13 protein-coding genes are annotated in these 15934 nt (G+C 67.0%); 7 read left to right on the top strand and 6 right to left on the bottom strand.

Annotated elements, in window-relative coordinates; all coding sequences use genetic code 11:
- Positions 1-296 precede the first annotated feature (296 nt).
- Positions 297-1484, bottom strand: a complete 1188-nt coding sequence (gene rnd, locus MKK65_RS24165) for a ribonuclease D (RefSeq protein WP_243960523.1) — start codon at positions 1482-1484, stop codon at positions 297-299.
- Between the two features lie 100 nt (positions 1485-1584).
- Complete coding sequence (locus tag MKK65_RS24160; RefSeq protein WP_409565492.1) at positions 1585-1992, bottom strand: hypothetical protein; 408 nt, start codon at positions 1990-1992, stop codon at positions 1585-1587.
- Between the two features lie 133 nt (positions 1993-2125).
- On the opposite strand from MKK65_RS24160, the gene aspS reads away from it, so the two are divergent.
- The 6 genes from aspS to MKK65_RS24130 all read left to right on the top strand — a co-directional run bounded on the left by aspS (position 2126) and on the right by MKK65_RS24130 (position 8052).
- A complete protein-coding gene (gene aspS / locus MKK65_RS24155; protein ID WP_243960522.1) occupies positions 2126-3970 on the top strand; it encodes an aspartate--tRNA ligase in 1845 nt (614 codons plus the stop codon).
- Positions 3971-3989: 19 nt separating this feature from the next.
- Positions 3990-4859 (top strand): glycosyltransferase family 2 protein, encoded by an 870-nt coding sequence (locus MKK65_RS24150; RefSeq protein WP_243960521.1) that lies wholly within the window; start codon positions 3990-3992, stop codon positions 4857-4859.
- Positions 4859-5935 (top strand): acyltransferase family protein, encoded by a 1077-nt coding sequence (locus MKK65_RS24145; protein WP_243960520.1) that lies wholly within the window; start codon positions 4859-4861, stop codon positions 5933-5935. The genes MKK65_RS24150 and MKK65_RS24145 overlap by 1 nt, the downstream gene beginning before the upstream one ends.
- Positions 5932-6261 carry a hypothetical protein gene (locus tag MKK65_RS24140; protein ID WP_243960519.1) on the top strand — a complete coding sequence of 110 codons (330 nt, stop codon included), beginning with the start codon at positions 5932-5934 and terminating at the stop codon, positions 6259-6261. The genes MKK65_RS24145 and MKK65_RS24140 overlap by 4 nt, the downstream gene beginning before the upstream one ends.
- 64 nt (positions 6262-6325) lie before the next feature.
- The gene (locus MKK65_RS24135; protein WP_243960518.1) at positions 6326-7372 is read left to right on the top strand and encodes a hypothetical protein; all 1047 of its coding nucleotides are present in this window, start codon (positions 6326-6328) and stop codon (positions 7370-7372) included.
- A complete protein-coding gene (locus tag MKK65_RS24130; protein ID WP_243960517.1) occupies positions 7369-8052 on the top strand; it encodes a hypothetical protein in 684 nt (227 codons plus the stop codon). The genes MKK65_RS24135 and MKK65_RS24130 overlap by 4 nt, the downstream gene beginning before the upstream one ends.
- 13 nt (positions 8053-8065) lie before the next feature.
- Here MKK65_RS24130 and MKK65_RS24125 read toward each other — a convergent pair whose 3' ends face one another.
- Together MKK65_RS24125 and MKK65_RS24120 are read right to left on the bottom strand one after the other, a co-directional pair.
- Positions 8066-8320: a DUF3297 family protein gene (locus tag MKK65_RS24125; protein WP_058190369.1), complete on the bottom strand. Its 255-nt coding sequence runs from the start codon at positions 8318-8320 to the stop codon at positions 8066-8068.
- 38 nt (positions 8321-8358) lie between these two features.
- Positions 8359-8976, bottom strand: a complete 618-nt coding sequence (locus MKK65_RS24120) for a CatB-related O-acetyltransferase (protein WP_279596938.1) — start codon at positions 8974-8976, stop codon at positions 8359-8361.
- 78 nt (positions 8977-9054) lie between these two features.
- Between MKK65_RS24120 and MKK65_RS24115 the strand changes: the two genes are divergently transcribed.
- Positions 9055-11382, top strand: coding sequence for an NADP-dependent malic enzyme (locus MKK65_RS24115; protein WP_279596928.1), 2328 nt, complete (start codon positions 9055-9057; stop codon positions 11380-11382).
- Between the two features lie 98 nt (positions 11383-11480).
- Here MKK65_RS24115 and ppx read toward each other — a convergent pair whose 3' ends face one another.
- Both ppx and MKK65_RS24105 read right to left on the bottom strand, forming a co-directional pair.
- Positions 11481-13028 carry an exopolyphosphatase gene (gene ppx, locus MKK65_RS24110; RefSeq protein WP_058190366.1) on the bottom strand — a complete coding sequence of 516 codons (1548 nt, stop codon included), beginning with the start codon at positions 13026-13028 and terminating at the stop codon, positions 11481-11483.
- Between the two features lie 285 nt (positions 13029-13313).
- The gene (locus MKK65_RS24105; RefSeq protein WP_243960515.1) at positions 13314-15920 is read right to left on the bottom strand and encodes an RNA degradosome polyphosphate kinase; all 2607 of its coding nucleotides are present in this window, start codon (positions 15918-15920) and stop codon (positions 13314-13316) included.
- Positions 15921-15934: the final 14 nt, after the last annotated feature.

The following is a 15934-nucleotide window of genomic DNA, read 5'->3' as shown; positions in this document are numbered from 1 at the left end:
CCTCGGCTCAGCACCGTTCCGGATGTAGGCCTTCGTGACCTTGGGCGCCGCGAACGGGCGGGGGCTGAGCCAGCTTCGAACCGTCATCGCGTACCAATAAGCGGTCGCTGAACACTCGGGATCGGGCTTTTGCGGCGGACGGCCCCCACGTCGATCCAGGGCGTTATGGTCGATACCATCCCGCCCCTGTCCCAATTTCCCCGAAACTCGATCGTGCCTCGCCAACGGACCGTTCGTGAGACGGCAGACGCAAATGGAAAGGTCACCTGAATCTAAACGGACGCAATTGGACCACGCTAACCGTCGATCCCCGCCCGATCGGCCGGATTCGTCGGCTCCAGGTCGCGGACCACGATGCGCCCGCTCTCCACCGAGAGCGCCAGACGACCTTGCTTCAAAGCCAGTGCCTTGTCGCCGAACAGGCTCCGGCGCCAGCCCTGCAGCGCCGGGACCTCTGCGGTGTCATCGTCCGCGATAGCCTCGAGATCGTCCACCGTGGCGATGATCTTCGGCGCGACGGCTTCGGATTCACACACCGCCTTCAGCAGCACCTTCAGGAGTTCGACGATCGCCCCGTTTCCGCCGCTGCGCCGCATCCGCTCGGGCATGCGGATGTCGCCGGTGTCCCGGGTCAGGCCGCGCTCCACGGCTGCCAAGATGTCGGCCCCCGTACGCGAGCGCTCGAAACCGGCCGGGATCGTACGCAGCCGGCCCAGGGCTTCGGCATTGCGCGGAGCCGCTGAAGCGACGTCGATCACCGCCTCATCCTTAAGCACGCGCCCGCGGGGGACGTTGCGCGTCTGAGCTTCGCTCTCGCGCCACGCAGCCACCTCCATGAGGACTGCGATCTCGCGGGGCTTGCGCATCCGACCGGACAAGCGCCGCCAGGCTTGGGCAGGGTCCGCCCGATAGGTTTCGGGAGAGGTGAGAACCGCCATCTCCTCGTCAAGCCAGGCGCCGCGATCCGTGCGCAGCAGCTCGGCGACGAGGACCTCGTAGACCTTCACCAGATGGGTGACGTCCGACAGGGCGTAGCTCAGCTGAGCCTCCGAGAGCGGACGGCGCGACCAGTCGGTGAACCGCGAAGACTTGTCGATCTTGGCCTTGGCCACGTCGTTGACGAGCTGCTCATACGACACGGAGTCGCCGTAGCCGCAGACCATGGCGGCGACCTGGGTGTCGAAGAACGGCTGGGGCAGGATCCCGCCCATCAGCCAGATGATTTCGAGGTCCTGACGGGCGGAATGGAAAACCTTCACGGTCCGCTCATCCGCCATCAGGTCGATGAACGGCTGCAGGTCGATGCCCGTAGCCTGTGGATCGACCAAGACACCCGTCCCATCCGGCGCCGCGATCTGGATCAGGCACAGTTTCGGGTAGTATGTCGTCTCGCGCATGAACTCCGTGTCGACGGTCACGAAGGGCTGCTCGGCGAGACGCGTGCAAACGTCGTGCAGCGCGGCGGTGGTCGTAATCAGGTCCATGAATCCGGCTATACGCAACCGACAGCGTCATGGGGAGCCACCTGCGAGAAGGTCCCCATATTTCACATGATGTTTCGCAGGGGCGGCGACACCGCGGAAGCTACGCAGAGCGGGAGAGGATCGCGCGCCGGCCCGCGTTCGCCTGTCGGCGCGTCCGCATCGCATCGGCCCGGCGCTGGGCCTCGGCGCGGCCAAGCAGCCGGTCCAGGATGCCGGTCTCGATGCGCTCCCCCGTCCCCCCGTCGGTGCGCCGGCGGATCCGATCGACCCGAAAGCCACGAGAGCCACGAGAGCTTCCGCTGCGCGTGTCGATGCCGCCCAGCAAGGTGCGCCCAGGCCCCAGCTTCAGCTCGCGCGCCGATATCGATCGGCTGCTCCAGGTGCCGGTCACGTCCTCGTAGACGAGGTCGAAACGGCCATTGAGGGGCAGCGTGCGCCAGGGGCTGGGCGGGGTTTCGCAGGGCCGACCAGGGCGGCCCTTGGGATCGGAAAAAGCGTTGTCGATCATGGACATCATATGGGGATCGGCCGTCCGATCCGGTAGGTCGGCGGCCCGACCCGGCACCGGATTCCGGCCGCTCCTGCTTGACTTGGGGGGGCTTGCGTGAATGGTGCCGGCCTTCCCAGAGAAGAAGCCCGTCATGCACCGTTACCGTTCGCACACCTGCGGGGCGCTCCGCCCGTCCGACGTCGGACAGACCGTCCGGCTCTCAGGCTGGTGCCACCGCATCCGCGACCATGGCGGCGTGCTGTTCATCGACCTGCGCGACCATTACGGGCTGACGCAATGCGTGATCGATTCCGACTCGCCGGCTTTCAAGGCGGCTGAGTTGGCGCGTTCGGAATGGGTGGTGCGGATCGACGGCCGCGTGCGCACGCGGCCCGCCGGCACCGAGAACGCCGAACTGCCGACCGGAGCGGTCGAGGTCTATATCGATGACCTGGAAGTGCTGGGCCCGGCGGGCGAATTGCCGCTGCCGGTCTTCGGCGACCTCGAATATCCGGAGGAGACGCGGCTGCGGTACCGCTTCCTCGACCTGCGCCGGGACAAGCTCCACGCCAACATCATGAAGCGCGGCGCGATCATCGACGCGCTGCGCCGCCGGATGCGCGATGGCGGCTTCTTCGAGTTCCAGACCCCGATCCTGACCGCGTCCTCGCCGGAGGGGGCCCGCGACTACCTCGTGCCGTCCCGTGTCCATCCCGGCAAGTTCTACGCGCTCCCGCAGGCGCCGCAGCAATTCAAGCAGCTGACGATGATCGCGGGCTTCGACCGCTACTTCCAGATCGCCCCCTGCTTCCGCGACGAGGACGCCCGGGCCGACCGCTCGCCCGGTGAATTTTATCAGCTCGACATCGAGATGAGCTTCGTCACGCAGGAGGACGTGTTCCAGGCGGTGGAGCCGGTTCTGCGCGGGGTCTTCGAAGAGTTCGCGGACGGCAAGCGCGTCACAAAGGACTTCCCGCGCATCACCTTCGCAGACTCGATGCTGAAATACGGCGTCGACAAGCCGGACCTTCGCAATCCCCTCATCATCGCCGACGTCACCGACGAGTTCGCCCGGGACGACGTGGCATTCAAGGCGTTCAAGGGCGTCATCGCCGCCGGGGGCGTGGTCCGGGCGATCCCGGCGACCGGGGCCGGGTCGCAGCCGCGCTCGTTCTTCGACAAGCTCAACGACTGGGCCCGCTCCGAGGGGGCGCCCGGGCTTGGCTACGTCGTGTTCGAGGAAGACGGCGGTCAGCTCACCGGCAAGGGGCCGATCGCCAAGTTCATCCCGGCCGAGGTCCAGGCCCTGATCGCGCAGAAGACCGGCGTAAAGGCCGGCGACGCGGTGTTCTTCTCTGCCGGCACCGAAGCCAAGGCGGCGGCGCTCGCCGGAAAGGCCCGCATCCGCATCGGCGACGAGTTGGGCCTGTGCGACAAGGACCAGTACGCGTTCTGCTGGATCACCGACTTCCCGATGTACGAGTGGAGCGAGGAGGAGAAGCGGATCGACTTCTCCCACAACCCGTTCTCGATGCCGAACATCGACCGCGAGGACTTCTTGAAGTTCGACCTCGATGCGCTGGCATCCGAGGACGAGAACGGCCCGGTCACCAAAAAGATTTTGGGAATCAAGGCGTTCCAGTACGACATCGTCTGCAACGGGATCGAGCTGTCGTCCGGGGCGATCCGGAACCACCGCCCCGACGTGATGGAGAAGGCGTTCGCCATCGCGGGCTACGGCCGCGAGGTGCTGGAGCAGAAATTCGGCGGCATGCTGAACGCCCTGCGCATGGGTGCCCCGCCGCACGGCGGCATCGCCCCTGGAGTCGACCGCATCGTCATGCTCCTGTGCAACGAGCCGAACATCCGCGAGGTGGTGCTGTTCCCGATGAACCAGCGCGCCGAGGATCTGATGATGGGCGCGCCTTCCGAGGCGACGCCCAAGCAGCTGCGCGAGCTGCATATCCGTCTGAACCTGCCCGAGAAGAAGGCGTAACGCCCGGACGGGCCGGCCTATGGTCGGCCTCGTCGCGATCGTCGTCGCCCATGACAGCGCCGCCGTGCTGCCGGCCTGCCTCGCGGCCTTGGCCCGGCAGCACGTGCCGGCAATCGTGGTCGATAACGCAAGCCGTGACGCCTCCGTCGCGGTCGCCGAGGCCGCCGGGGCGCGGGTGATCCGCAACGCCTGCAACGAGGGCTACGGCCGCGCCAACAATCGCGGCGTGGCCGCGGCCGAGACCGCCGACCGGGTCCTGATCGTCAATCCGGACGTGGTTCTGCGCCTGGGGGCGGTCGACGCCCTCCTCGCCGCCGCCCGGGCTTGGCCGGATGCAGGCCTCCTGGCGCCGCGGCTGGTCGAGCCGGACGGGCGCTTCTTCTTTCAGGCGCGCTCCCTGCTGGCGCCCTATCTCACCAATCCCGGCGGCCGTCTGACGCTACCCGAGGGCGATGCCTGCGCGCCGTTCCTGTCCGGGGCCTGCCTGATGATCGAGCGCGCCCTGTTCCTCGACCTCGGCGGCTTCGACGACAACATCTTCCTGTTCTACGAGGACGACGACCTGTGCCGGCGGGTGGCCGATGCGGGCCGCGCCCTCGTCCATGTCCACGGCGCCGAGGCGCTGCACGGCCGCGGCCGCTCATCGGCCCCGGAGCCGGGGCGCGTGTTCCGGTCGCGCTGGCACCAGGCCTGGTCTCGGGCCTATGTCAGCCGCAAATACGGCCTGCCGGACCCGAGCGTGTCCCACCTCATGACCAACCTGCCGAAGGCCGCGCTCTCGGCCCTGGCCCTGCGCCGGTCCGGGCTGGAACGCTACGGCGGTTCCGCGTCCGGCGCCCTCGCCTTTCTGCGCGGCCAGGACGCCCTGGCGCGCGAGGGGCTGCGCTGATGGCCGGACCCACGGTCGCGGCGGCCCTGGAGCGGGGGCGCAACGGTTTCACCAGCCTGCGCCTGGCTTTGGCCCTGGCGGTGGTCGTCTCGCACGCTTTCAGCGTCGCCACGGGGGCGGCCGGCGACGAGCCGCTGGCGCGGTCCACCGGCTACACGCTGGGCGAGCACGCGGTGAACGGCTTCTTCGCGGTCTCGGGTTTCCTGGTCACCATGAGCTGCGACCGGCGGGGCATCCGCGACTACGCCCTTGCCCGGACACTGCGGATCCTTCCGGGCTTCGTCGCCGCAACTTTGTTGGTTTCCCTGGGGCTCGGGGCCGCCATGACCCGCCTGCCGCTGGCCGAGTACCTGCGCGATCCCGGCCTCTGGTCGTTCCTGCGCGGCACCCTGACGACGTTCAAGAGCAACGCCGCCCTGCCCGGCGTCTTCGAGGCCAATCCCTACCGAGCGCCGCTCGGCACGATCTGGACGTTGAAATACGAGGTGCTGTGCTACCTCGGGGTTCTGGTCGCCGCCCTCTGCGGCCTCCTCCGGCGGCGGATCCCGGCGCTGCTGATCGTTGCTGCGCTCGCTGTCGCGCTGACGGCAGCCATTGCCCTGCGCGGTCCCGACCTGCCCAAGGGGCTGGAGACGGCGTTGCGGCTGCCGCTGATTTTTTCCGCCGGCGCAGGCCTGTATCTCTGGCGGGACCGCCTGCGCGTCTCGGGTGGCGCCCTCGCCTGCCTCGTCGTGGCGGCCGTAATCCTTGCCAAAACGCCGGCCTACCCGGCCCTGCTGTTCCTGGCCGAGGCCTATGGGGCCGTGTGGCTGGCGCTCGGACCGATGGCCCGCCGCCTGTTCGATCCTAAAGCCGACCTGTCCTACGGGATCTATCTCTACGGCTGGCCGATCCAGCAGAGCCTGCACGCCCTCTGGCCCGAACCCTCCGGCCTCGCCCTGCTCGCCCCCGCCCTCGCGCTGACCCTGCCTGTGGCCGTCCTGTCCTGGTACGGCATCGAGCGGCCGGCCCTAGCGCTGAAGGCGCGGGCGCTCGGGCGGCGGCGCATCGGCACGATCGAGCCAGCCGGGCCGTGAGTGATCACGATAGGCTGCTCTCGCCCGCGGCAGCCCTGGCGTTGGCGGCGGAATTGCTGGAAGCGCAGGGCTTCATAATCGTCGCACGGAACGAGCGTGGCGACAGCCTTTACTTCGCGCGCCCTGGCCAGGACGCAACTCTTCGCCTGTCCAACCATGCCCGCCGTCCCCGGCAGCGACGGACCCATCCCGAGGTCGTGACCAGCCTGGTCGTGGCCACGCCGAAGCGGCCCCATCAGCTTGTAACGTTGATCGCGGCAGCCCAGCGGAACTACGCGGCTTGCGCAGGCAAGGGCCATATTCTCGAAGAGCGGCCATTCGTTTAATAGGAAAACATTGACATAATAGCGATGATGCGATAGGTTTTTTGTCCAAGCGGGGGCAAGGCCAATGTCGCGACTCACAAACGATCGTCACGCCCAGGAGATTGCGGCCCTTCGGACAGAGCTCGCTGGCCTCGCTGTTGGAGTTAAGCTGATCCGGCTCGATCACGTTTTGAGCTGCAAGTACCGACCCGACCAGCCGCGCGCGCCAGCCGGGCAGTCCGATGGCGGCCGCTGGGTTTCCGAGGGCACAGACGGCGCTTCCGAGGCTCAATCGCAAACGGAAGATTCTGTGCTGGAAGATGGATCGCGGGTTCTTTCGATTCGGATCCGAGCCAAACCGCACACGGACTGGGACGAGCAGCACACGGTCACCGGACCAGACGGGACACGCACGGTCTTCGAGACTTCCGGTCTCACCCAGACGATCCGCGATGGCGACAGCGGCGAAATCCTGGCTCGCAGCCGACTCACCCAGGATGGAGCCGAACCGGAGGCCTTCGTCCAACTGGCCCGAAGCCGGCCGCGCCCCTCCGACGATTTGGCCCGGCGATTCGCGAGAGCGCTCGAGGCCGCGGGATCGCTCTTCTCGGTTTTGTCCGGGCAGAACACGAAAAATCGCAAGGCGATCTTCGTCGCCCCTGCCAGCGAGTACATCCCGGGGGATGCTTACGACCATCGAGCCATGTGGGTCGGTGCCGTGGGGCAGACCGAGCTCGATCAGCTATGTCCGCGTAATCGGGAGGTACAGGCCATTGCAGATTTGGTAGCGGCCGATGTACGCGCCTCCGGCAATTACATGGATGAGCAGGATTTCGGGAATAAAGTCCACGTCGGGATTGCAGATATAATCCGGGCCATGAGAGATCCAAATTTTGATGCTGAAATATCATACGATCCCATTACCGGAGACAAAGTGATATACGGTACTAAAGGATCGCTCCGTCTGGATACGTTGGAGCATCCAAGGCCATCGACGGTTTGTGTGTATGATCATAAGACCGGTAGAGGCTACCTGAGGTCGAGGCGAGCCGTCGATTTGGTCAGCGCCGCTCAAAAGCGTTATCCTGATGCTACAACATTCATTGCCATTGAAATCAGGGCGGGCCAATGACAAACGCCCGTCAAGTTCGCGAAATCTTCAAGCCTTTCGCCAGGCGTGATGAAAACTGGAAGGAGATGCGTCTACGGTTTCTGCTGAGAATGCCCGTGCGCCATATATCGTGCGGTATTTTTATAGAAAGAAGTTCAAATCCTGACAGTTTTTGGCCAAGTTTAGTTGCCAATGCGCTATTTTACTCGAATTTTCGCAACGAAATAAGAATAGGAACTTATTCTGAGCCTCTTTCGAGAACAAGTCCGTCTTCGACAGCATGTTGGCTGTGGTCCGATCCGACCGCGATTTGCGATGCGATAGATGTAATGACAACTTATGCGCTGCCGAAACTGAGTTTGTACGGCACAATCGAGGGGTACAGCAGCTTACTCGATGGTAGTCAGCGCTTCTACAGCGAGCCCCTGGAAGACCGCATGATCGTCTACATTGCGGCCGGCAATCTCGATGCCGCCCGAACGATTTGGCACCATCAGCAATCGCGGCGCGCCGGTAAATTATTCCCGCCCGGATCGCGCGCGCATCGCTGGCAGATGCAACTCGCCACCGTGGCGGAACCGCTCACGGCCGGCGATCGTCCGGCGCTAGCCAAGATCCTGCACGATTGGGAAGCCGCAAACGTTCGCGGGACGGAACTCGAGCCCTATTGGGAGCCCACCCCATTCCCGCTGGAGCGATGAGCCCGCCAGAATCTCAGTCCGCGTCCGCCGCGTCGCGCAGATAGGGCTCCACCGAGCCCTTCAGCTTCACCGTCATCGGGTTGCCGGCCCGGTCCAGGGTCTTGCCCGCCGAGAGGCGCACCCAGCCCTCGCTCACGCAATACTCCTCGACATTGGTCTTCTCGACGCCCTTGAAGCGGATGCCGATGCCGCGCTCCAGCAGGGCCGCGTCGTAATACGGGCTGTTCGGGTTAACCGAGAGGCGGTCGGGCAGCGCAGGGTCGGACATGGTCGAGCTCCGGGTTCGGGGCGAGGATGGGCCGCGGATTACGCAATCCCCTGCGCGCCTGCAACGCTGCCCGCGGCCGCGATCAAGCCGGGCACGTCGCCGCTCTGCAGCAGCGGCACGAGCCGCGTCACCGTCGCGTGCGGCAGGTCCCACCACGCCGCCGCCACAAGAGCCTCCACGGTCGCCGGGTCGAAGCGGTGCCGCACCACCCGCGCCGGATTGCCCGCCACCACCGCGTAGGGCGGCACGTCGCGGGTCACCACCGCCCGGGCCGCCACCACGGCCCCGTGCCCGATCGTGACGCCGGACAGGATCACACAGCCGGACCCGAGCCAGACATCGTGCCCGATCACCACGTCGCCCCGCGACGCGTGGTAATCCTCCGGCGCACATGCGTCGGGGAACAGGCCGCGCATCGCCGCGAACGGGTAGGTCGAGGCCCAGTCGAGCCGGTGGTCGCCGCCCAGCAGGATCTCGACCTTGTCGGCAATGGAACAATAGCGGCCGATCGTCAGGCGACGGCCGCTCTCCGGGAAGCGCACTTTTGGACGCCCGTACGAATAAGAGCCTATGGAGAAACCGTAGGCCCTCGCCAGCGCGGCGAGATGGATCCGGGTCTCGTTGTGCGGGTTGCGCCCCCCGCGCAGCCGGTGCAACAGACCCCTCACGATGGGATCCGGCGCGGTTTGCGACCGCGTCGTCTCCGGGAAAGCAGGCGAGTTGGAAGGTGAGCGATGGCCGATAACATGTCCGAGGACCTCAAGGCCGGGGCGCTCGTCTACCACCGCCTGCCGCAGCCCGGAAAGCTGGAGATCCAGGCGACCAAGCCGCTCGGCAACCAGCGCGACCTGGCGCTCGCCTACACGCCGGGCGTCGGCGTCGCCTGCATGGCGATCCACGATGACCCCCAGCAGGCCGCCGAACTGACGATCCGCCAGAACTTGGTGGCGGTGCTCACCAACGGCACGGCAGTGCTGGGGCTGGGAAATATCGGCCCGCTCGCCTCCAAGCCCGTGATGGAGGGCAAGGCGGTCCTGTTCAAGAAATTTGCCGGGATCGACGTCTTCGACATCGAGGTCGACCAGAACGACGTGTCCAAGCTCGTCGATGTGGTCTGCGCCCTTGAGCCGACCTTCGGCGGCATCAATCTCGAAGACATCAAGGCCCCCGAGTGCTTCGAGGTCGAAGAGCAGTGCCGGGCCCGGATGAACATCCCGGTCTTTCACGACGACCAGCACGGCACCGCGATCATCGTGGCGGCCGCCGTGCTCAACGCCCTCGAGCTGGCCGGCAAGAACCTTTCGGACGTCCGCATCGTCACCTCCGGGGCCGGCGCTGCGGCGCTCGCTTGCCTCAACCTTCTCGTATCCCTGGGCGCGACCCGCGAGAACATCACGGTCACCGACATCAAGGGCGTCGTCTACAAGGGCCGCCCCGAGTTGATGGACCGCTGGAAGGACGTCTACGCCCAGGAGACCGAGGCGCGCACGCTTGCCGAGGTGATACCGGGGGCGGACGTGTTCATCGGCCTCTCGGCGGGTGGCGTCCTGAAGCCCGAGCTCCTGGAGACGATGGCGGAAAAACCGCTGATCATGGCGCTGGCCAACCCCTATCCGGAGATCATGCCGGACCTGGCTCAGGCGAAGCGCCCCGACGCTATGATCTGTACCGGGCGCTCGGACTTCCCGAACCAGGTCAACAACGTCCTGTGCTTCCCGTACATATTCCGGGGCGCGCTCGATGTCGGTGCGACCAGCATCAATGAGGAGATGAAGCGTGCCGCCGTAAAGGCGATCGCCGCGCTCGCCCGCGAGACGCCCTCCGACGTGGTCGCTCGCGCCTATGGCGGCGAGGCAAGGCCGTTCGGCCCGGAGTCGCTGATCCCGAGCCCGTTCGATCCGCGGCTGATCGTGCGCATCGCCCCGGCAGTGGCCAGGGCCGCGATGGAGTCCGGCGTGGCCGGGCGGCCGCTCGCGGATTTCGACGCCTATGTCGAGAGCCTCGACCGGTTCGTGCACCGGTCCGGCCTGATCATGAAGCCGCTGTTCTCGAAGGCGAAGGCCGAGCCGAAGCGCGTGATCTACGCCGAGGGCGAAGACGAGCGCGTGCTGCGCGCCGTCCAGGCGATCGTCGAGGACAAGGTCGCATTCCCAATCCTGGTCGGCCGGCCGCGGGTGGTCGAGTCGCGGCTCAAGCGCTTCGGCCTCTCGATCCAGGAGGGCCGCGATTTCGAGCTGATCGATCCCGAGGACGATCCCCGCTACCGCGCCTACGTCCAGACCTATCTGGACGTCGCCGGCCGGCGCGGCATCACCCCGGATGCGGCCCGCACCCTGGTCCGCACCAACAACACGGTGATCGGCGCCATCGCCGTCCGCCGCGGCGAGGCCGACGCCCTGATCTGCGGCCTGGAGGGCCGGTTCGAGACCCGGCTGCGGATCATCCGCGACGTGATCGGCCTGGCGCCCGGCATCGCCCAATGCGCGGCCATGAGCCTGATCGTGACCAGCGAGGGCGCCTACTTCCTGGCCGACACCCATGTCCGCCAGAACCCCACGGCGGAGGAGATCGCCGAGGTCGCCCAGGCCTGCGCCGGCCATGTCAGTCGCTTCGGCATGACGCCCAAGATCGCCCTGCTGAGCCACTCGGATTTCGGCCAGTCGGATTCACCCTCGGCGATGAAGATGCGGGAGGCATTGGCGCTGCTCCAGGCCCGCGACCCGGATCTGATGGTCGATGGCGAGATGCAGGCGGATTCGGCCCTCTCCGAGCTGGTCCGCGACCGGGTGCTGCCGGGCTCGCGCCTCAAGGGGGCGGCCAACGTCCTGATCTTCCCGAATCTCGACGCGGCCAACATCGCGTTCCAGTTCGCCAAGGTCCTGGCGGATGCGCTGCCCGTGGGGCCGCTGCTGATCGGCCCGGCCAAGCCCGCCCACATCCTGACGCCCTCGGTGACCGCCCGCGGCATCGTCAACGTCACGGCCGCAGCCGTGGTCGAGGCGCAGTCCGAGCCGGCTCCCCTGCCCCGCGGCGAGGCGGGCGCGGGCATGATCTCGGAGTGAGGGGATTGCTAGGACCCCGGCGAAGGTTGCCGCCGGGGTCCTTCGCAGCAAACGGTCGAGGCCGGCCACACGCCTGCGAATGAGGTGGCCGCCCCGAGTCAGTTGCCGCCGATCTCGATCCGTCCATCTAGCCCGACCACACGGCCGAGGCCGCGGACGCGGTTCAGCAGGCGATCACTGGCGAGGGCAGCCCAATCCTGCGGCATCCGCAGCGTGATGCGGCCGTCCTCGACGACCACCGGGGCGCGGGGGAGTGCCCCATCCATCCCGGCTGAGATCGGAAAGGCGACACGCAGCAAGGCTCCGAGAAGGCGCGCCCGCTCGAACAGGCGCGGTCCAGCGATGGTCCTGAGGATCGGGTTGGCCTTTTCCGGGGCCACGCCGCTGTGGCGGAGCGACACCGAGAGGGCGAGATAAGCCCGCCCGGGATGGTCCACCCCGACGAAGGCGGCGTTCTGGATCGCCGCGATGCTCTGCTCATCGCGATAATCGGGATGCGCGCGCCAGCCGACATCCGACAGGAGGCAGCCCGCATGGCGCAGGCGACGCTCGTCTGCCGTCTCGGGGCCATCCAGCGTCGCCACGAACCGGTCCGTCCAGGCGATCAATTCCTCACCATGGAGGGGCGAGCGCGCGCGCAGGCCGTTGAATTCGGCAGCCGAGGCGAGAAGCGGATCGATCAGGCGCGTGTCGCGGTCGAGTTGCTCGAACAGCAGCCCCTCCCGCACCCCGGAGGCCGAGATCGCGACCTCGCGCGGCCGCCCGACGCGGATGATCTCCTCGAGGACCAAGGCCCCGTAGGCCAGCAGCGGGCGCCGCGCTTCCGAGATCGTATCGACATCCTGGAGCATCGCGACGTCGGTCTGCTCGACGATCTGCAGAAAGCTCATCTCGTCGGTCGGCTCGACCGCGTAGCCGTGCATGACGTGGACGGGGTAGCCGCGGGCCGCCTGGTGAAGCCGTGCCAACGCGCGCCAAGTGCCGCCCACCGCATAGAACGTCCGGCCGCGCAGGGTCTCGAGCTGCGGCTCGGCCTTGCGCATGTGCTCCCGCACGATCTTGGCGGCCTTCTTGATCGAACCGCCGGAGAGGTCCTGCAAGGCCAGCCCGCCGAGGGGCATCGTCACCCCCTGCCCGACCACGGTGCCGCGGACATCCACCAGTTCGAGGGAGCCGCCGCCCATGTCGCCGACAACGCCGTTCGGCGCGTGGAAGCCCGAGATCACGCCCATTGCGGACAGCTCCGCTTCCCGGCGGCCCGACAGGAGCTGGATCTCCTGGCCGCAGGCCGCCTCGGCGGCGCGCAGGAAGTCGGGACCGTTTTCGGCATCCCGGGCCGCCGCCGTCGCCAGCACGAACACCCGGCCGACGCGCATCGTCTCGCACAGCACGCGAAAACGACCCAGGGCGGTCAGGGCACGGTTGACCGCGTCCTCGTTGAGCCGGCCGGTGGTCAGGACGTTGCGGCCGAGGCCGCACAGGACTTTCTCGTTGTAGAGCGGCGTCGGCGCGCGACTCAGGCCGTCATAGGCGACAAGCCGCACCGAGTTCGAGCCGATATCGATGATTGCCACCGGCGGCCGCAGGTCACGCGAGGGCCTATCGGCGGAATGCGCGAGGGTGAGGTTGGCGCGAGGGCTGCCCAAACGTCCGAGTCCTTGATGGATTGTGGCCGGCCGGACCGGCGGGCCACGCGTGCAATTCAGAGCCGTGTTCGACGGTGCGGCGACCGAACTGGGCTCCAAGTCGATGATACGAATCGCTGGCGGCCGAACCGATAGCCTTGGCGGCGGCGATTGCTCTAAGCCCAATCGCACCGGCGGGGCAACGTTTCGTCCGTGAGGCTTTCCAGGGGAACGCAGAGTCCTCACGCAGAGCTGCACAACCCGTTTGCGAAACCTGTCGAGTCGTCTGCGCATCCGCCGGCGCACTTAGCCACGTTGGGCCCGACGGCTCAAAGCACGCGGGCTCGACTTCTTCGATGCCTTGCCGCGGCCGGAAAGACTTGGGTTCGTCATGAAATACTTGTGCGCGTTGAACGGCTCCTCACCCTCCGCAGGTTGAATCCGCTCGCAGCCGCCGGAGGCAAGCAGCCGCCAACTCTGGCGATTGTCCAGGAGATTGGCCAGCATGATCTGGTCGAGCACCTGTTGGTGCACCGTCGGATTCGTGATCGGCAGCAGCGCCTCGACCCGGCGGTCGAGATTGCGGCTCATCAGATCGGCCGACGAAATGTAGATCGTCGCCTTCGGGTGGGGCAGCCCGACGCCGTTGCCGAAGGCGTAGATCCGGCCGTGCTCCAGGAAGCGCCCGACGATCGACTTGACCCGGATCGTCTCCGACAGGCCCGGGATGCCCGGCCGCAAGCAGCAGATGCCGCGCACGACGCAATCGATCTGCACCCCCGCGGAGGATGCATCGTACAAGGCGTCGATGATCTGCGCATCGACGAGCGAATTGCACTTGATCCAGATCGCAGCCGGCCGCCCGGCCTTGGCGTGGGCGACCTCCGCCTCGATGTTCTCCAGCAAACGATTCTTCAGCGTCAGCGGCGAGACCGACATCCGCTCCAGCTCGGCGGGCTCGGCGTAGCCGGTGATGAAGTTGAAGATCCGCGAGACGTCACGGGCGATCGCCGGGTCCGCGGTGAAGAACGACAGGTCCGTGTAAACCCGCGCCGTGATCGGGTGGTAGTTGCCCGTGCCGACATGGCAGTAGGTGACAAGCTTGTCGCCCTCGCGCCGGACGACCAACGACAACTTGGCGTGAGTCTTCAGCTCGACAAAGCCGAACACCACCTGGGCACCGGCCTTCTCGAGGTTGCGCGCCCAGCGGATATTGGCCTCCTCGTCGAACCGCGCTTTCAACTCCACGAGGGCAGTGACCGACTTGCCGAGTTCGGCGGCTTCGGCGAGCGCCGCGACGATCGGCGAGTTCGAGGAGGTCCGATAGAGCGTCTGCTTGATCGCCACCACGTTCGGGTCCCGGGCGGCTTGCGCCAGGAACTGCACCACCGAGTCGAACGACTCGTAGGGGTGGTGGACGATGAAGTCCTTCTGGCGGATCGCCGCGAACACGTCGCCGCCGCTCTCGCGGATACGCTCGGGGAAGCGCGGATTGTAGGGCTTGAACTTCAGATCCGGCCGGTCGATCCCGACGATCTGCGACAGCTCGTTCAGGGCCAGCATGCCCTCGATCAGGAAGATCGCGTCGGCGGAGATCTCCAGCTCGTCGGCGACGAAGCTGCGCAGCTCCTCGGACATGCCGGATTCGACTTCGAGCCGGATCACCACGCCCCGGCGGCGCTGCTTCAGCGCGGTCTCGAAATGCAGGACGAGATCCTCGGCCTCCTCCTCGATCTCCAGATCCGAATCGCGCACCACCCGGAATGCGCCGCTGCTCTTCACCAGGTAGCCGGGGAACAGCCGCCCGGTGAACATGCCGATCACCTGCTCGATCGAGATCAGGCGCGCGGCGGTCTCGCTCTCGCTGGTGGGCAGGCGAACGAACCGATCGATGACGCCCGGCACGCGGATCAGGGCCCGCAGCAACCGGCCGTCGCGCGGTCGCACCAGCATCAGCGCGATGGTGGTGCCGAGATTGGGGATGAACGGGAACGGGTGCGCCGGGTCGATCGCAAGCGGCGTCAGAACCGGAGAAACGTGGTTGAGAAAGTACTCCTCCAACCAGGCGGCCTGCTCGGCCGTCAGGGCCGCCGGCTCGACAATCTCGATCTCCGAGGCCTGCAACTCCACGCGCAACTCGCGCCAGCGGGCCTGCTGATCGGCGGCAAGCCGCGCGACCTCGATGCCGATTCGGTTGAGTTGCTCGGACGGCGTGAGGCCATCCTGTGACGGGAGGGTGAGCCCGGCCCGGACCTGATCGATCAGGCCGGCGACGCGGACCATGAAGAACTCGTCGAGGTTGTTCGCCGAGATCGACAGGAAGCGCAGGCGCTCCAGCAGCGGATGGTTCGGATTGGAGGCTTCCTCCAGGACCCGACGATTGAACTGGAGCCAGGACAGCTCGCGGTTCACGAAGCGCTCGGGGGAATGGCGCAGCGAGCGCCCGGCCTCGACGACGGGCTCGCGGGCAGCACCCACAGCCTGCTCCGCCGGCACGGTGGGGACGGCAGGCCACTCATCAGTGGTGTCGACTGGTGTGGGGGCCGCTTCGTTGGCCGCAGCTGCGGCGTCCGTCGGCACGCTTCTCGGAGCCGCGATCTTCGTGGCCGGTTCCGGGGCGGTCGTGCTGCCGATGCTGGTCCCGTTGATGGCCGCGTTCCGAGCGGTCGCGTTCCGAGCGGAAGCGGTCCTAGCGGTCGCTGCTTTGGCAGGTGTGGTCTTTGGAGGCACGCCCGGGGCAGTGGCAGACGGAGTTGCCGTGGATGGCGCGGCCGCACTCTGGGCGGCCGTATTCCTGGCCGGCGCTCGCTTCACGGCGGGGCGGCGGGGGGCCGGATTGGTCGCGTCGGGCCGACGGGGCTCCGCGGCCTCGTCGGCGGCGTCGCGGTCCATGGGCTTCTGCGTCGATTCCATTCCGATTCCTGTCC

The organism is Methylobacterium sp. J-001, assembly GCF_022829565.1.
Classification (GTDB): Bacteria; Pseudomonadota; Alphaproteobacteria; order Rhizobiales; family Beijerinckiaceae; genus Methylobacterium.
Note: the sequence above shows the minus strand (reverse complement) of the source record. Positions and strands in the feature narration are given on the sequence as shown.

Bases quoted from the DNA above. Each gene is read 5' to 3' on its own strand.
- rnd (WP_243960523.1), bottom strand. From the start codon at position 1,484: ATGGACCTGATTACGACCACCGCCGCGCTGCACGACGTTTGCACGCGT.
- MKK65_RS24160 (WP_409565492.1), bottom strand. From the start codon at position 1,992: ATGATCGACAACGCTTTTTCCGATCCCAAGGGCCGCCCTGGTCGGCCC.
- aspS (WP_243960522.1), top strand. From the start codon at position 2,126: ATGCACCGTTACCGTTCGCACACCTGCGGGGCGCTCCGCCCGTCCGAC.
- MKK65_RS24150 (WP_243960521.1), top strand. From the start codon at position 3,990: ATGGTCGGCCTCGTCGCGATCGTCGTCGCCCATGACAGCGCCGCCGTG.
- MKK65_RS24145 (WP_243960520.1), top strand. From the start codon at position 4,859: ATGGCCGGACCCACGGTCGCGGCGGCCCTGGAGCGGGGGCGCAACGGT.
- MKK65_RS24135 (WP_243960518.1), top strand. From the start codon at position 6,326: ATGTCGCGACTCACAAACGATCGTCACGCCCAGGAGATTGCGGCCCTT.
- MKK65_RS24130 (WP_243960517.1), top strand. From the start codon at position 7,369: ATGACAAACGCCCGTCAAGTTCGCGAAATCTTCAAGCCTTTCGCCAGG.
- MKK65_RS24125 (WP_058190369.1), bottom strand. From the start codon at position 8,320: ATGTCCGACCCTGCGCTGCCCGACCGCCTCTCGGTTAACCCGAACAGC.
- MKK65_RS24115 (WP_279596928.1), top strand. From the start codon at position 9,055: ATGGCCGATAACATGTCCGAGGACCTCAAGGCCGGGGCGCTCGTCTAC.
- MKK65_RS24105 (WP_243960515.1), bottom strand. From the start codon at position 15,920: ATGGAATCGACGCAGAAGCCCATGGACCGCGACGCCGCCGACGAGGCC.